Origin of the sequence: cf. Phormidesmis sp. LEGE 11477 (genome assembly GCF_015207105.1) — a bacterium.
Lineage (GTDB): Bacteria > Cyanobacteriota > Cyanobacteriia > Phormidesmidales > Phormidesmidaceae > Phormidesmis.
In genome coordinates, this window is record NZ_JADEXO010000076.1 from 15,093 (window position 1) to 31,364 (window position 16,272).

13 protein-coding genes are annotated in these 16,272 nt (G+C 50.5%); 2 read left to right on the top strand and 11 right to left on the bottom strand.

The window, feature by feature from the left end:
- Position 1: 1 nt before the first annotated feature.
- Positions 2–913: an Rpn family recombination-promoting nuclease/putative transposase gene (locus tag IQ256_RS19075; protein ID WP_193857144.1), complete on the top strand. Its 912-nt coding sequence runs from the start codon at positions 2–4 to the stop codon at positions 911–913.
- Here IQ256_RS19075 and IQ256_RS19080 read toward each other — a convergent pair.
- The 11 genes from IQ256_RS19080 to IQ256_RS19130 all read right to left on the bottom strand — a co-directional run bounded on the left by IQ256_RS19080 (position 910) and on the right by IQ256_RS19130 (position 15,375).
- Positions 910–2,274: an FAD-dependent oxidoreductase gene (locus IQ256_RS19080; RefSeq protein WP_193857145.1), complete on the bottom strand. Its 1,365-nt coding sequence runs from the start codon at positions 2,272–2,274 to the stop codon at positions 910–912. The two genes, IQ256_RS19075 and IQ256_RS19080, sit on opposite strands and share 4 nt — an antisense overlap.
- Before the next feature lie 16 nt (positions 2,275–2,290).
- Positions 2,291–3,436 (bottom strand): threonine-phosphate decarboxylase CobD, encoded by a 1,146-nt coding sequence (gene cobD / locus IQ256_RS19085; RefSeq protein WP_193857146.1) that lies wholly within the window; start codon positions 3,434–3,436, stop codon positions 2,291–2,293.
- Positions 3,437–3,490: 54 nt separating this feature from the next.
- On the bottom strand, positions 3,491–3,775 hold the full coding sequence (locus IQ256_RS19090) for an HU family DNA-binding protein (RefSeq protein WP_193857147.1): 285 nt from the start codon (positions 3,773–3,775) through the stop codon (positions 3,491–3,493).
- Positions 3,776–4,250: 475 nt separating this feature from the next.
- Positions 4,251–6,377, bottom strand: coding sequence for an AMIN domain-containing protein (locus IQ256_RS19095; protein WP_370623493.1), 2,127 nt, complete (start codon positions 6,375–6,377; stop codon positions 4,251–4,253).
- A gap of 128 nt (positions 6,378–6,505) precedes the next feature.
- Positions 6,506–7,330 (bottom strand): hypothetical protein, encoded by an 825-nt coding sequence (locus IQ256_RS19100; RefSeq protein ID WP_193857148.1) that lies wholly within the window; start codon positions 7,328–7,330, stop codon positions 6,506–6,508.
- Complete coding sequence (locus IQ256_RS19105) at positions 7,330–8,079, bottom strand: PilN domain-containing protein (RefSeq protein ID WP_193857149.1); 750 nt, start codon at positions 8,077–8,079, stop codon at positions 7,330–7,332. The genes IQ256_RS19100 and IQ256_RS19105 overlap by 1 nt, the downstream gene beginning before the upstream one ends.
- A 4-nt stretch (positions 8,080–8,083) precedes the next feature.
- Complete coding sequence (pilM, locus tag IQ256_RS19110; RefSeq protein WP_193857150.1) at positions 8,084–9,175, bottom strand: type IV pilus assembly protein PilM; 1,092 nt, start codon at positions 9,173–9,175, stop codon at positions 8,084–8,086.
- Between the two features lie 322 nt (positions 9,176–9,497).
- Complete coding sequence (locus tag IQ256_RS19115) at positions 9,498–11,714, bottom strand: transglutaminase domain-containing protein (protein WP_193857151.1); 2,217 nt, start codon at positions 11,712–11,714, stop codon at positions 9,498–9,500.
- The gene (locus IQ256_RS19120; RefSeq protein ID WP_193857152.1) at positions 11,711–13,042 is read right to left on the bottom strand and encodes a DUF58 domain-containing protein; all 1,332 of its coding nucleotides are present in this window, start codon (positions 13,040–13,042) and stop codon (positions 11,711–11,713) included. The genes IQ256_RS19115 and IQ256_RS19120 overlap by 4 nt, the downstream gene beginning before the upstream one ends.
- Positions 13,043–13,102: 60 nt before the next feature.
- Positions 13,103–14,068 (bottom strand): MoxR family ATPase, encoded by a 966-nt coding sequence (locus IQ256_RS19125; protein WP_193857153.1) that lies wholly within the window; start codon positions 14,066–14,068, stop codon positions 13,103–13,105.
- A gap of 35 nt (positions 14,069–14,103) precedes the next feature.
- The gene (locus IQ256_RS19130) at positions 14,104–15,375 is read right to left on the bottom strand and encodes an acyltransferase (protein ID WP_193857154.1); all 1,272 of its coding nucleotides are present in this window, start codon (positions 15,373–15,375) and stop codon (positions 14,104–14,106) included.
- Between the two features lie 192 nt (positions 15,376–15,567).
- On the opposite strand from IQ256_RS19130, the gene IQ256_RS19135 reads away from it, so the two are divergent.
- Positions 15,568–16,083, top strand: a complete 516-nt coding sequence (locus tag IQ256_RS19135; RefSeq protein WP_193857155.1) for a CBS domain-containing protein — start codon at positions 15,568–15,570, stop codon at positions 16,081–16,083.
- Positions 16,084–16,272 lie beyond the last annotated feature (189 nt).

The window sequence follows — 16,272 nt, forward strand, 5'->3', positions numbered from 1 at the left end:
TATGCGTCGAGACTCTATTTTCTACCACCTGTTTCAACAGTATCCTCAGCTTCTCTTTGATCTGCTGCCAACCTCACCGGATAACGCTGCCGACTATAGCTTCAATTCGGTCACAGTGAAAGAGCCACGCTTTGAGATGGACGGTGTCTTTCTGCCGCCCAATACAGGGGTGCCCGGTATCATCTACTTCTGTGAAGTCCAGTTTCAAAAAGACCAGCGTTTCTACGAAAGGGTCTTCGCCGAGGCTTTCCTGTACTTTTACCGAAACCGAGAGCGCTTCAGCAATTGGCAAAGTGTCATCATTTACCCTTCTCGCAAGATCGAACAGAACGATATCGAGCCTTACCTTTGCCTGCTGAGCAGCGAGCAGGTGTATCGGATATATCTCGATGAGCTAGGTGACATTCGGCAGTTGCCAGTATCGCTGGCACTGCTGGTCCTGACAACGTTGGAACCAGGACAGGCAGGTGAGGAGGCTCGGTATCTACTGTCGAGAGACACAGCGACAGTTCCGTTATTCTCTAGCCAGACACTGGTCAATATTGTGACTACAATCATGATGTACCGCTACGAGGACATGAGCCAGAAGGAGATTGAGCAGATGCTAGATATTTCACTAAAGGAAACGCGAGCCTACCGAGAGATTGAGCAGGAGGCTCGAGAGAAAGGGCGTCAGGAAGGGCGTCAGGAAGGGCGTCAGGAAGGGCGTCAGGAAGGGCGTCAGGAAGGGCGTCGGGAAGGGGAGCGATCGCTCATTTTGCGCCAACTTACCCGCCGAGTCGGCGAGCTATCTGAGGTAGATCGCGATCACATCGAGTCTTTATCGCTAACAGCCTTAGAGGAGTTGGGTGAAGCGCTGCTAGATTTTGACGATATAGCAGATTTGCAAGGGTTGCTAGAGGCATTAGCTTAACGACTACGCCGCCAGTTGAACCAGTTTTCTGACCAGTCGCGCTTCCAACGTCCGACTTGCCACCGAGATTGTTGATGTTGCCTAGCCGTTGCCTGTGCTACTTCTAGGAGGTTTTGAGGGGATGTCGAGGAAACAGTCATAGGAATGCTGCGACAGAGGCGATCGATGGGCTGATCGAGAAAAGTGGCTAGCGGGGAGATGTAGTCAGCAGCATGGTCGCCTACCAGATGAATGCCTACCAGTCGACGATCGACACAGACCAACTGACAGTAGCTAGGTGAGGGCACTTTTGATAAGTCGGTGCTGTTTGGTTGGATATTTTCTTCCATACAAGCCCTGGCCCCATAGCGACTGTCGGCCTGAGCTTGAGTAAGACCTGCCATAGCAAATCGGTTGCCCGCTTTGATCGGCTGGTCAGGCTGAATTCGGCCCGTAGGTAAAAACAGCGCATTCTTGACGGCTACTGAAATGTCCTGGTGGGTGAGGATCGTATCCCTATTTTCCTCGATGGCTGCGCCGCAGGCAAACAGACGAGGGATTCGCGTCTGTAGTTTTCGATTAACTGTTAGATAGGGCGATCGCTCTGAGTGACGATAGGCAGCTTTGGGCAAGACCAGCGCTGGTTGTTCGGTGCCAAAGCGCAGCGTACAGTCTGCTCTGACATTAGCTGCTAGAGTGTCCGCTGGATCTAAAAAGCTAACGCCCGCCGTTGTGAGCTGCGATCGCACTAATCCTTGCACTCGTTCGTCCCAGCCTGGCAGCACCGCCGCCGTCTGCAAAACGACCTTTGCCCCCATCTGAGCGAGTGCCTCTGCCCACTGCAGCGACCGTACCTCGCCGCCCCAAACCATCACTGTCTCAGGCAATCGCGTCGCCATTATCAAAGGCTGGAGCACATTAGGAGACAGCCCAAAAGCGGCTAAGATAGCTCGCGCTTTGATCTGTCGGCTGGGCGTAGTCACCGCAATTGTTCTGGCTACACTTGTTCTGGTCACACTTGTTTTAGACAGCCGCTCTGGCATCTCTAAAACTACATCAACGCCTTTAGCACCCATCACAGCAACAGAGAGATCGGCGGCTTGGGTTTCAGATGCGATCGCACTCCATTCCAACACAGCCTGCCAGTTCCAATCCGATTTGCCTACGGTAGCCCCGCCAAACCACCCACTAACAGCTTGCGTCTGCTGCCCTTTCGCCAGCTGCTGAAGCGCCTGCAGCAGATACCGATGCCGCTGATTGAGCAAAAACAAACCTGGTGGCTCTATCAGCGCTACTCTAGCGCCATAGCCAACAGCTTGGAGGGCGGCACAGCGTCCTGCTAGCGTTCCACCCAAGATTACTAAGTCGTACTCAACCGCCATAGACTTCAACCTTGTCTCATCTGGCCTGCCTCAACTGGGGCAATACCTCAGCTAGGGCCGCTAATAATTTCTGATTTTCTGCTTCAGTCTTGATCGCCACTCGAAAATAGCGATCGCCTAATTCTGCGAAGCTAATGCAGTCACGAATATAGATCTGATGGCGTTTCAGCAGTTGCTCTTGTAGCACTGTGGCCGAAACATCGCAGGCAACTAGGAAAAAGTTGACGCAGCTAGGTAGCGGGGTCAATCCAGCCAACGCAGTCAACCCACCGTAGAACTGCTGGCCAGCTGCCTTCAGCCAGTCCCAGGTTTGACGCTGGAAGGTGCTGTCTTCGAGTGCGGCGATACCGGCGGCGGCGGCAAAGGTATTGACAGACCACGGATCGCGCCACTGTCTCCAGCGGCCAAGAGTTTGGGGCTGGGCGATCGCATACCCTAGCCGCACACCTGGCATACTGTAAAACTTTGTCAGCGACCGAATGATAATTAGATTGGGAAAATCGCAAACAGCATCAATCAGGCTCTGGTCTTGCTCAGGGGGCAAAAAGTCCATGAATGCTTCGTCGATCACGACTAGGGCAAATTTTGAGAGGAGCGATCGCAGCCTCTCTTTTGAAAAGACTGCTCCAGTTGGATTGTGGGGATTGTTCAACAGCAGGCCGCACTCATCTGATGGCACGCCTTTGGGCATAGCAAGGCCAGTATCCCAACTCTTAAACCGCCAGCTATCCGTGCTTGAAGCGTTCGTATCTACAGTATTCGCGCTTACGCTTGGCTTTAGTAGAGGAACGTCCAATAGCTGAGCATCAAACGACTTCAAAGCGCGATCATAGTCACTAAATCCAGGAATTAGCCTCAGCGTTGGCCGCTGTAGCAATGCTAGGTCACGGGCCGCATAGGTCAGGAGCTCTGCTGCGCCGTTACCCGGCAGAATATAGTCAATCGGTACATAGTGATGGTATGCGATCGCCTTTCGCAGCGCCCTATACGCTGGATCGGGATACGCTGTCACAGACGAGAAAGCCGCCCGGATCGCCTCGCGAACAGAAGGAGGCGGTCCAAGCGGACTGATACTAGCTGAAAAGTCTAGCAGCTCATGAGGAAGACACTGTGCAAGCTCAGCGGCCCAAGTTAGATTTCCACCGTGAACCGGTCTAGACATCGATAGCTTTATGAACGAGTTAGGCAAAAGGCAGCTCAATGACTACTTCTTGGGCTACTTCTTTTTGCCAGCTACCATTTCCTTGAATTGCTTACCAGCCGAGAACGCAGGCACTGTGGTTGCTGGAATCACCATAGTGTCACCAGTCTTAGGATTGCGGCCCTCCCGCTCCTTGCGAGCCCGTGGTTCAAAAGAGCCAAAGCCCACTAGCGTGACCTTGTCACCTTTTGACACAGCTTCCATAATGGACTCTACAGCCGCTGAAATCACAGCATCAGCCTGCTTCTTCGTCACCGAAGACTTCTCTGCAACTGTATCGACGAGTTCACCTTTATTCATGCTTATCTCCTCGGAGGATGATTGAGTTAGTTTGAACGAGTTGATTTGATCTAGGTTGATTTGATCTAAGTTGATTTGGTCTAGCCGACTAATGTTCGCCTACAGGTGTGTGCCTACAGGCAAAACTTGAAGTTTGTGTGAGGTTTCTGAGAAATAAGCAGGTGACAGACAATTGGCAGCAATCGCTGAAACCCTTGAAACCTCATGATTTTTACTGCCTCATTCTAAGGGGTACTTGTGCAATCTGAACAGGGAAAACCTTGAATTTGTTCGCACAGGGGGGATTTTTAATAAAAATTACTGTTACAGCACAAAAAGAGGCGCTATGGCTTGACAAAAAGCCGACGCTTCCTATGAAAAAGAAGCGTCGGCTTTGGGTGGAATGGCTGATTAGCTCTATTTGCTTCAGAGCTGATTGCCCAGGACTTTTTACCCAGAACTGTAGCCTGCGGATGATTACACAGGCTAATTCTAGTTAGGGTTTATTTTCTAGGAGCTGCTGCACATCTTCACCGGGTGTATAGCTGTAGCCGAATACGCTCTCGTCAGAATCATCCATCATCTGCGGCGTTAGCAAGACAATCAGCTCTCGACGAATATTCTCTCTATCAGAATTTCTAAAGAGTGCTCCTAATAGAGGAATGTCTCCTAGAATCGGCACCTTGGTCACCGTGGTTCGATCCGACTCCTGGATAATTCCAGAAAGTACGAGCGTTTGACCGTCTCTGATTCTGATCTGGCCAGAGGTTAGCTGACGGTTGGCTAATAGCACCGCTTCATCACCACCGACGTTAAAACTATCGGTCGGCGCTGAGATAGAAGGGGCGACAGCTAGGGTCACAAAGCCATTGTCGTCAATGCGATCGATCTGAACTTGCAGGTTCAAGCCAGCGTCTTCTTTTTCAAACGTCACAGTTCGAATAATGCCGACTTCTGTGGTTTCAATATCGGTGGTGATGTTAGTGACCACCTCTTGAGTGAGCTGCACTGCCGCCGTTTGACCTTCTTGGATCACTAACGTTGGATCGGTCACAATCTTGGCATTACTGCTTTGTACAGATGCCTCGAGCTGCGCTAGAAACTCTCTGGCAATCCCCAGCGGGTTGCCTGAGCCGACAAAGTTAATCAGACCCACGCCTCCCGCTTGACCGACGGCTGTATCGCCTAAACCGAACGAGAACTGTGAGCCAAAGGAGTTAGAGTCATTCAAGTTGACGTCGATCACGCGCAGATTGACCGCGACCTGACGACGACGAATGTCTAGCTGCACCATCTGAGCGGTGGCGATCTCGATCTGACGCGGCGTCCCGATTAGCGTCAGAGCGTTAGTGCGCTCGTCACCGATAATCTGCAGCCCTCGCAGCAGCGGATCAGCATCAGCAAAGTCAATTCGCTGGTTGGTCAAGGCCGACTGAGTGACTGTCGATTCAGTCACGTCTGTGCCGCCGCCGACTTCTACTGCGTTCACGCTAGTCACAGAGCTCTCACTGTTAACTGCACTTTCAGCACCCATTGAAACTAAGAAGTTGACGGCGCTACTGACGTCAATCTGATTCAGGCGAATGCTGCGTACTAGAACGTTACGGGCGCTGTTGGGCAAACGGGGCGCAACGAAGATAGTGCGGCCAACTTTGTTGGCGTCTAGCCCGGAGAGCTGGAGCACATAGTTGAAGACGTTTTGTACTGGCTCGTTCTCAATATCTAAGGAAACTAAGGCGTCAAACGCTTCTTCGCCCTCGCCTTCATTGCTAGCAAAAGCTAGGTTGAGGCCAGCAGCTCTAGCTAGCAGAGAAAGCACTTCGCGAGCAGAGGCATCTCTAAGGACTAGTCTGGGCACTCGCTCTGCTGTGCCTAGATCGATTTCGTCTAGCGTGGAATCAATATCAGAAACTGACAAATCGCCAACTGGGGGCGCGATCGCCCGAGGTAGAAAAGGCGGTGCGCCATTCAAAGTAGGTGTGGTAACAGGCGTACCATCGATAATGACATCTGGATTAGGCACTAGCACTTCAGGCGTTTCTTCGCTTTGCGCCGCCTGAGCTAGTTCGACAGCGCTAGGTGCTGCGGCTGTAGAAGGAGCCACTTCAGTCAGATCGGCTTTCTCAGTATTGACTTTGGCAGCATCAGCCTTGCCAGGAATGGTGATCAAAGACTCGGGTAGGTCAGAGGGGTCAGCTTTGGCTTGCGATCGCGTATCCAAGGCCAGGGTAAAACTATCGTCTGCTGACTTTTGAATCTCGCTGATTGGTGCTTTTGCCTTGCCAGCTACTGTAACTCTGACCCGGTTAGGTGCGATCGCCTCTAGCTTGACAGATTCAATTCCAGGCGCTGGATTCTTTTGAGTAAAGCTTTCTCCTTCTGATAATTCCAATCGCGCATGAGCGATATCCGCTTGCAGCATTTTACCCGAACTGGCGGTGACAACTTGGGGCGAATCTCCCGTAGTCTCCAGCTTCAGCGATAGCCCAGCGGCAGTTCGCTTCAGCACAATGCCTTCCACGATCGTCGCGCCAATAGCAGATTGAGCAACAGCCAAAGGGCCAGCCAGCAGAGCTAAAGCGCCTCCTAGCATCAGGCTTCTAAAATTAAAACGACGTTTCACAAAAAGTACTCCTTCGATCGAATCTAGCGGTTATACAGGCAGAGTTAAGACGAAAATTCTTGAGATGTATGGACTAGGGATTGCGATTCACAGAGCTGAGCCCTGAAAACTAGTCTGATGAACTAGCTTCACGGACTAGCAGCCTCAGCTTCAGCACCTTCAGCCTCAGCTTCAGGCAGCGTTATCTCTGGTGGGACATCGGCATCGGCAGTCGGAATCAATGCATCAATTTGAAAAGACGTATCTAGTTGGGATTTGGGTCGAATGACTACCTGACCATCGCTGCCGATCACGGTTTCCCCAACTTCCTGGCTGCTGTTGATGCTGAAATCTTGAATCATCAGCAGCGGCTCCAACCGTTCTAGATTCCTTAGAATTGATTGGGTCTGGGCGTAGTCAGCCGAAAAACTGACCTCATAGGTTTCGCGCGTGAGCTTGCCGTTGACCCCTTCGCCTAACGAACTATCAGTGATGATTGCTTTTTCTCCGGGGGCGAAAGACTGCAGCTGCGCTTCTAGAAGAATAGGTGGGATACCTCTTGACCTAACCTGGTTACGAATACCGTTGAGCGCAGCGTTACTGCTCTCAATTCGCTGGTTAATATCTAGCAGCAGCGTATCCATCGTCTCTTCGCTAGCAAAAAGAGCATAGACATTTCGCCGTCTCTGCATTGCCGCAGCTAGCTCTGCTTCAATCCTGGCAATGTTTTCCAACTCCTGAGCTTGCGAGATCAGCTGTTCTTCTTTTGTCACAATCTCTGTTCGCAGCGCCGCGTTACCAGCCGCAACAGGCATTACTTTCTCTTTGTATAGATAGCCAGCACCGCCTATACCCACTAAGGCGATCAAAACGCCGATCATAGTCGGTGTAATTTCTAGGCCGAAAATAACCGGATTAATCGGTTCGTCAATAAATTCGGCATCATCGGGCGAAAAATCTCCTAAGGCAGCCATTACTCTATTGCTCCTGTTGCTTGAAGGGCACGAATGCGAGCAGCGAGCCCAGTAGACTCCTGCTGTCGGTTTAACTCGTCGAGCAGCGCCGTTGCCGGAATACTCTTAATATCTCCAGTGATGGTGTAACTCACCAGTTCAGCCGATTCTTCTGTTTCGGCTTCTCCTGGACAGCGGCCTGGCACTTCAGACCCAAGATTAGCCGTCGCAATTTCAATAGAATCACTAACCAAAAAAGGTGAATTTTGTAGCGTTAGTAAAAAGTCATTGACATCGTTGAAAGAGCAGGCGTTTCCACCTAGTTCAATGCCGCCCGCTACTGAGCCCTCCTCAGTAGGTATGGTCTGTACTAAAGTTTCAATTTGAGCTCGGGCCGGAATTCGACCTTGCATATCGCGCACAATCGCAGACCAAGGGCGAATACGTTCAAACACACTGGCCAATGCTTGAATCTCTTCGTTAACAGCTATTGTCTGCTGTCTAACCGTGTCTATTTGAGCAATCTTCTGCTGGAGCTCTGCTAGCTGCGAGTCGAGCGCAGAAGACTGGGCCACAAGCCCGTCTTTTTGTTTTTCTAGCACCATCCAGTAGCTACCCACACCACCTAGCGCACAGAGCGCCACGGCTAGGCCAATCAGCATAGGCACCTTTCTAGCAGAAGATTTGGTTGCCACCTGCCCAGCCGGAACAATGGCATCGACCGGCCTGTCAACGCGGTCATTGAGAAAATTAATATCGATTCCGTACATAGCTTCAAACCTCCCTAAGTCCGAGTCCGAACGCTGTGGCTAGCCCTGAGCGTTGGGCGGGCGAAATTTCCTCCTCAGTCTCAATCGCCAAAGAATCTACCGGGTCGATCACGCTAGCAGGCAACCCCAAACGCTGCGAGAAAAATTCGTCTAGGTCGCTAATCGCCCCACCGGGGCCAGCTAGCAGTAGTTGCGCTACCTCCATGTCTTCTCCTTGATTTAGATAAAAGTCGATTGAGCGCCGTAGTTCATCGGCCAATTCACCCACAACGCGCAAAATAGCAGCTGTACCTGGATTCATGCCGCTCTTCGATCCGCCAGTGATAGGCGTTGATGGAACCGACAAACCCTGTAGCAGATCGGCATTGCGTGAAGGTGGCAAGTTCATCGCCCGGCTAAGCGCGCTTTGAATTTGGGAGGTGCCTAGCGGCACAGCACGTGAGAAGTGAGGAGTGCCATCTACCACAATAGAAATCTCGGTACTCTCAAACTGAATGTCTACGACAGCTACCGCTTCTTGGGAAGTAAACTGTCGTAACTGCTCTCGGATAGTGCGGATCAGCGCGAAGCTACTGGTTTCGAGCACGTTTAGAGTCAGACCTGCTTGAGCAAAGGTTTCAGTGTAGCTGTCAGTAATCTCTCTTTTGACAGCTACTAGCAAAACTCTCACTTTCTCAATGCCATCATCATCGACGACATAGCCTACTTTTTGGTAATCTACGTCAGCCTCATCTCTAGGAAAAGGCAAGTACAAACTAGCTTCCTGATTAAGCACCATTTCGCGCAGTTCATTATCATCGAGCTCAGCCGGAACTAGGATGACGCGAGTAACCGCACGGCCTGGTATCGCAGTTGCCGCCTGAGTAACTTTAATCTTGTGTTCGGCCAGCGTTTCTTGAATGATTTCGGCCATCGTCGGACTATCGACAATCTGACCTTCTTCAAAAACGCCTTCAGGAACTTCAGCCGTTGCTAGGGTCTGTAGCTTCAACTTTTGCCCCTGCTTTTTGAGTCGCACCACATTGATGCGCTCAGGCGTAAGTTCGATACCGACCCCTGACGATTTTTTGGAAAATAATGACTTGAGTCTATTCACGACCACGCCTAGATTTATATCCGAATTTCGACCCTAGCTTGCCCAAGTTCCAACAAGAAAATTACATGCGTTCCTTGTAAGACTATGGATACTTTTCCTTGAATTGCCTGACTTCACGAGTGAAACCACGGATAGGAAAGAGGGTGCTTTTGCAAGCAAACTGGGCAGCAGATGAAGGTAATGTGAATTTCGATTTAACCTCTGTTCAAAAGACTGCCGCCAGCAACAGAGTATGGGTAATTTAGTTTGCCCTTTGCCGCTATGCAACAAACATTGTTGATGAATATATTGCGATCGCGACTTTAAATCGAACCTTTAAACTTCAATCTGCCCCGGCCTGGATCTGTTCGTTTGCCAAGTAGAAGGTCATCCACTGCTGGCTCAAATTCTTTAGTCGCTGTCTTTCTGTAGGGTCCAAACTGCAAGGATCAAAGCGATAGCGGTAGTGCAAGCCCAAGATCTCGGTGAAAGTGGCTTGTTGAGATGCGGGTAGGGATAAGTAGATGCGATCGCGCCATTGCAAAAGTGATTCTACGGGTCGGCGAGACCAGCCGCGCTCATCTAGCATCTGCTCAATTTGATAGAACTCAGAATCTAGTCCGCTTTGAACGGGTCGTAAGCCAGCTTCATCTACGTCTATAGCCCGCTGACGCTGCCCCTGAAACGCCTGAATCGACCGCCAGAGCAAATAGCAGAAAAGCGGTATGACAATCATCAGAATTTCCCTTAGACCCAGCTCTCCTAGCTGTCGAATCCGATAGAACGCCTGAAACCCCAGGAAAGAAAAGAAATCTGATACAGATTGAAATGAAGAAGTCATCGCCTCTTCTTGGGCTGGCCAGTCGGGCGGCGTAGTATCTAGCACTTGCCACTCGCCCTCTATATACGCCAGTGCCCAGGCGTGAGCGTCGCGGCTACGCACCAGATAGCGGCCCTCTAGTGGGCTGAACTCATGCGCCAAAAAGCCCACCGCATAGCGAGCCGGAATGCCAGCACCGCGTAATAGCAGCGCTGTGGCAGAGGCAAAATATTCACAGTGGCCTGCCTGCGTGTTCAGAAGGAAATCTGAGACAGGCGCTGTATCAGGGCTAGGCCGCAGCAGGTCTAGCGTGTATTGAAAATCCTGGAAATAGGCGGCAATTCGGCTGGCCTTTTCTCGCTCTGACTTGCCTGCTATATCTAATTTCGCTAACGTCGTTTCAATCGCAGCGCGATCGGCATTAGGCACTTGTAGATCTGTTCTATTAGGTCTCGTTTCTGAAAGGTTGATTCCTTCACTCGGCCCAAACTGAATCTCATAGTCGACGGTGCCAGTAGCGTCGACTTGCACCACGCCGTATTGATTATGCTGCATTTCTTCAACTGGCAGATGCCGAATAGCAGAAGTTCCACGCGGTAGAGACAGTACGCCATCACCCCATTCAAGATCGGCAGAAAAGACAATCGAACGATCCTGTTCTCCTGAGGCGCTTAGCACCCATTCTCCGTCTTCTTCTCCGGGAGGTACGTCCTCAAACAAAGAGTTTTCGGCTCGCCAGGTAGAAAGCTGGTACTGATTATAGGAAGCCTGCTGCAAGAGCAAAGGGAACATCGAAGGATCGGCTGCATTCACCACAGAAGCGCGAGCCGCAGATGAGTCAGAACTAGATGAATCGGATGCAGGTCGGCTAAGCGCTTCTGTCGGCGCTACGCGAAACGCGATCGCATTAGATAGCTTTAGTCGACCGACTGATCCCATCTGAGTTGCGCTGCTGTCTGGATCGACAATACCGCTAGACATCGTTCCAATCATGGCGAGCACCTGCGCCTCTATCTGCCGCTGAAATCGAGCGATTTGCAGATGCCCGGCAAAGCCCAGTCCGGTAGAGAGAAGAAATAGCAGCAGCCACAGTATGGGCGTCGATCGCTTTGGCCGACGCGACCACAAAAAAACCGCTATCAGAGCACTCGCCGCGCCATAAAAGAAGAAATGATCGCTCTTCGTAGCACTCGCCGCCATCAGGCAAAGTCCAAAGAAGACATGGTGCAGGGTGATGGGGCTTTGCTTTGAGCGAGGATCTCGCCGCGACCCGGCCTGACGCGATCGGTCTTGGCGCGGCAGATACGGATTGGCAAACCAGTCAGCCAACAGCGCCTGCACGCCTAGTCCATAGGTCTGCGCCAAAAGCAAAGGTAGCGCCGCGACAGGTAGCCACTGAAACAAACTGTAGATAAAAACAGATTTTTCAACAGTGACTAAAACAACAAACAGTATGGCTAAGATAGCGCCGCTAAGCTTGGCCGCTTCTTTTAGATCGCTCAGCGAGATTTCCCAGCGCTGCTGGACAAAACGACGCGCTTCTAAAATAGCAATAATAGGAACCGCGACAAACAAAAGACCTGTTTGCCAGCCCCATAGGGCAACGGCAAGGCTACACAAGCTGGCATCTTCTATGCCTGAACCTAAAGCATTCTGCCCCAAGCTCTGCCCTGAGATCTGCCCCGAGATTTGCTTGGAGACATCTAGTTTTGAGACTCGCTTCTGAGCACTTACCTTCATATTGTCCACAGCTCCTCTTGAATCTTGCCTAGGTGTAAAATATGCAAACTGCTCTGAGCATTTTGGAGACAGCTTCTGTCTACAGGTTCTGATAGCCCTTCAGCAGGGGCAACAATCAGGACTAATGTAGGAATATTGGCTGTCTGTAGCTGCTTGACAAGATCTTGGCGATCGCGGTCCCAATTCAGACAAATGCAGACGCAGCCACTGAGTAAAGCTAAACGCGATCGCACCACCGGCAGCAAAGACGAGAAGATTTGATCTTGGCAGGGCGCGACTGAAGCCAACAGCTCTAACAGCCGTTCGCTTTGGCCTAATCCCCGCCCGGCAGTAAAACAATGGGCCTGATCGCTGACAAAAACCAGATCCAACAGAGATTCTTGAGTTTGAATAGTGTAGGCAAGAGAGGCCGCGATCGCCACCGCTTCTTCCATTACCTCGCTATACCCCTCTGTTTGAAAAGTATCGAGCACTAGCGCGTGCCGCACTGAATATTCAGACTGTTCTTCTTTGACGATGGGCTTGCCCATTTTCGCCCAGCTCTTCCAATGAATCTTGCGCGGCGAATCGCCTGGCCGATAGTCTCGCAATGCTCGAAACTCTTCTGAATCGCCTACAGAAGCCGCTACCGCTAGCCCATCGGACTGGTAGCATCTGGTACCCGGCAGATTAAGACTAGGCAGCTGATAGCGCTTGGGCAAAATTAGAACAGTTTGAGGCAGCACCAAAGTCATACAGCGGTTCACTATGCCAAGTGGCTCAGGGCAGGCTACGGTAAGTTTGTTGAAGGTCAGCAGCCCTCGACGGAGCGGTAGCAGCTCGGCAGTGACTTCATGAGTGCCGTTAGCAGCAAGCGGGGCGATCACGGTAGGTAATGCAAGGGCTCGGCGCTGCTGAGCTAATAGGCCATACCATTCACGCTTCCATTGGGTTGTTGTTTGGTGCCAAGTAAGCTCACGAAAGTCTTGAAAAGAAGGGAATAGATTAGCGAACGATTCGGTTAGGCTAAGACCAGCTAGCCGTTTTTTGGTATAGCTGTGTAGAGCAATTCGATACTTGAATGGAACATCTACAGTGCCAAATCTGGGCAGATGGCGCACTGCACCTATTCGGTAGCGAGTGAATTGGCTCAGTGCGATCGCCACTATCATTAGCGCTATCAAAAAGGCAAAGATCTGATAAGACACGCTTCGCCTAATGTCTAAACCGATCAGACCAAACACAAACAGGGCAACTAGCAGACCTAGCCCAGTCGGCGTTAGGTGTTGGGTCAGCCATCGCCTCAGCCAATGGTTAAACCGCAGTAGATAATAGATAGCACGATTCATAGTAGGGGCCAGATAGTATCCCAGTGACAGAAATTAGCTCGTAATATTTCAGCTAATCGATCAAGCCGGGACTGGCAGGGTCTTGAGAACATCTGAAACGACGCTCTCAGCCGTTTTGCTAGAAAAGCGGGCTTGAGGCTCCATCACTAGCCGATGCGCCAACACCGACACTGCCACCTCTTGAATATGATCGGGTGTAACAAAGCCATAGCCATCAAACAGCGCGATCGCCTGAGCAATTTTCATCAGCGCAATTGATCCTCTTGGGCTTGCCCCTAGCTGCACATCCTCAGCGACACGAGTCGCACCGACAATATCAACCACATAGCGTTTCAGCTCGGGGCTGACCCGAATCTGTTTAACCTGCTGCTTCAAGATCAAAATGTCTTCTATCGCAACGCAGGGGCGAACTTTCTCGATTGGATGTGCGACCATCTGATCGGCCAGCAGTTCTACCTCGTTATCTGGAGAGATGTAGCCAAGCCGAAACTGTAGGGCAAATCGATCCATCTGCGCTTCAGGTAAAGGATACGTGCCTCGCGCTTCGATTGGGTTTTGGGTCGCTACGACAAAAAATGGATCGCGTAGCTGGTTAAGCACGCCATCAATGCTGACTTGTGACTCGGCCATAGCCTCTAACAGCGCTGATTGAGTGCGGGGCGAGGCCCGATTGATTTCATCAGCCAGAACGATATTGGCAAAAATAGGCCCTTCGTGGAAGCGAAAACTTCGCTTTTCAGGATCGAGAATGGAGACGCCGAGAATGTCAGAAGGCAGCAGGTCTGGTGTGAACTGAATCCGTTTAAACGAAACATCTACTGAGAACGCCAGTGCTTTGGCTAATGTTGTTTTGCCAGTACCCGGATGATCTTCTAACAGAACGTGCCCACCGCAGGCAAATGCTGCCAGCAGCTTACGAACAGCGCTTGCTTGCCCTCTCACTACCTGCTGAATGTTGTCAGAGAGCCGCTGATAGATCTCTTGACCAGAAGTTGTAGAAGATGCGAGAGAAGTAGGTAGAGCCATAGCGAATGCTTGAAACCAGATTCAGGATACCCAGATCATAAAGTTTTATGACGCATAAACGACTGCTTGTGTAGCCAAAAGTAGCTCAGTTCGAATCCAGCACCGACCAGACAACAGGCTATGGTGATTATCAGAAAGCGCGGCCAATAGGAAGGTATTAACGGTGTAGCAATCGGCCATAAGATGAGATAGATATTCATATGAATGAGGTAGATACCATAGGAGTATCTGCCTAGGGTTTGAGACAAAGCGCCAAACCGTAGAAACTTGTACTGAGACAAACAGACCAGTCCACAAAATAAACCTATCGTAATAAAGACTTCTGAAAAGATGGTAAAAGCCGGGTGGTCTAACCATTTGAATATCAAACCAGTCAAAAAGCAGCCCAAGTTAACAGCGAGATATTGGGGGTTAAACAACAGATTTTCTAACCAGCGGCGGACAGCGCTGCCCGATGATTCGTCTAATGCTTTGCCTACTGGTTCGCTTGATGATTCGCCTAATGATTTGAGATGAGCAGTGCTTCTATTACCAAAAGTAGCTGAGGGTTGGAGAAAAGCGGCAGCTAGATAGATGCCAAAAGCGAAATCAAAGAGTCTAGCGGGAAAAAAGGCGAAAGAGATCACCAGACCAATGGATCCAGATAGCGCGATCGCACAGATAGCTCGATAGGTTAAAGAGAAAAGCAGCGAATAAGCGAGCAATTTTGACCAGCCCCGCTTTTTTCCTATCTGGATCAAGAAAGGAAAGATTAGGTAGAGCTGTAGGGACAATCCGACATACCACCAAGCGCCGTTGAGAAAGTAATAGTAGTCAGGAATGAAGTTGCGTATGGTTGAAAACGTAGCCAGTAGCGCCCTTAGCGCTGAGAAGTTTCCCTGGCTCCAAACCTCTTGACCAAAAAAGGCCCAGGCCGGATTAATTAAATACAGCAGCGTGGCTAGTGCGATCGCGCTCCAAAACAGCGGAAATATCCGAAGAACTCGCTGACCCCAAAAGTCTCTTAGGTTAATGTGATCAATACCCTGACTTTCATATCGCTTCCACCAAGAGGAAGTCAGGCCAAATCCACTAATCACAATAAAAACACTGACATCCGCATCGCCCGTCGAGATCAACAATTCTAACGCTGCATCGATGGTCTGTTTTATACCACCTTCCAACAACCTCGATAGCGTTTCACCTAGAGCGAGATACCCTTTGGTATTACCTAGCAGATGGTAAGCCACAATCCAAACAATTGCCCATCCTCTTAGAATCGGCAGGCTTCGGCTGAGGGCAGTGTAGGCAGTTGAGGAGCGGCGCATATCTTTCTATAAGACGGCTTTAGATCCTTGATGCTCTTGCTGAAGTCGTTCAGCAGAGCGAAGGATGAACAGGCCAGATTGCCATATTGTTCCCTTCATGCGCTCAGCGACTGCATAGCGTCTTCACGATTTCCTCATAACTCCTTGCGACAATCCGCAATACGTTTCTATTCAATCATTAGAGGATTTGTGATGTTGACAGTTGCTGATGTAATGACTCGTGATGTCTGGACCATTCGTAGTTCTGCTAAGCTAGCTCAGGCAATCGCCTTTATGCAGGCAAAGCAGGTGCGATCGCTGATTGTTGAAAGAGTAGTCGAAGGCGGTGCATACGGCATATTGACTGTCAAAGACATTGTCTATCGTGTCACTGCTAAGTCAATAGATCCAACAAAAGTGATGGTTTGTGAGGTTATGAAGCATCCCTGCCTAACGGTGAGTTCAATGCTGAGTCTACCAGCGCTAGCAAACTGTTTTCTACAGGCGAACGAGCGCCGGGCAGTCGTAATCGAACAAGAGCAGCTATTAGGCATTGTTTCTGTGGCCGATATCGTCATGAAGAGCAATATAGAGACTGTCGAACTGCCCACCGATTTATTCGAGCAGATTGAAACAGCACTAAGACACAATCAGCTGAGCTGGACCGAAAGCGAGCAGGTTAAAGGAGAAAGTGAAGCGGCGATAGAGATTCTAAAGAAGCTGCGATAGTAAAGCAGCGTTCTAGGCAAGAGCATTCTGAGCAGGTCTAATTTATTCTATAGCGTTTCTCTGATGCATTCTGTAGCGTTCCTCTAATGCGTACGTGTTTAGCGTACATATCGAAACCCACCCCGACCTCCGCTGCACTTCGGCCACCCCTCCGGCGGAGGGGACATCGGCTATGTATTTAGAGATACA

Bases quoted from the DNA above. Each gene is read 5' to 3' on its own strand.
- IQ256_RS19075 (WP_193857144.1), top strand. From the start codon at position 2: ATGCGTCGAGACTCTATTTTCTACCACCTGTTTCAACAGTATCCTCAG.
- IQ256_RS19080 (WP_193857145.1), bottom strand. From the start codon at position 2,274: ATGGCGGTTGAGTACGACTTAGTAATCTTGGGTGGAACGCTAGCAGGA.
- cobD (WP_193857146.1), bottom strand. From the start codon at position 3,436: ATGTCTAGACCGGTTCACGGTGGAAATCTAACTTGGGCCGCTGAGCTT.
- IQ256_RS19090 (WP_193857147.1), bottom strand. From the start codon at position 3,775: ATGAATAAAGGTGAACTCGTCGATACAGTTGCAGAGAAGTCTTCGGTG.
- IQ256_RS19100 (WP_193857148.1), bottom strand. From the start codon at position 7,330: ATGGCTGCCTTAGGAGATTTTTCGCCCGATGATGCCGAATTTATTGAC.
- IQ256_RS19105 (WP_193857149.1), bottom strand. From the start codon at position 8,079: ATGTACGGAATCGATATTAATTTTCTCAATGACCGCGTTGACAGGCCG.
- IQ256_RS19115 (WP_193857151.1), bottom strand. From the start codon at position 11,714: ATGAAGGTAAGTGCTCAGAAGCGAGTCTCAAAACTAGATGTCTCCAAG.
- IQ256_RS19120 (WP_193857152.1), bottom strand. From the start codon at position 13,042: ATGAATCGTGCTATCTATTATCTACTGCGGTTTAACCATTGGCTGAGG.
- IQ256_RS19125 (WP_193857153.1), bottom strand. From the start codon at position 14,068: ATGGCTCTACCTACTTCTCTCGCATCTTCTACAACTTCTGGTCAAGAG.
- IQ256_RS19130 (WP_193857154.1), bottom strand. From the start codon at position 15,375: ATGCGCCGCTCCTCAACTGCCTACACTGCCCTCAGCCGAAGCCTGCCG.
- IQ256_RS19135 (WP_193857155.1), top strand. From the start codon at position 15,568: ATGTTGACAGTTGCTGATGTAATGACTCGTGATGTCTGGACCATTCGT.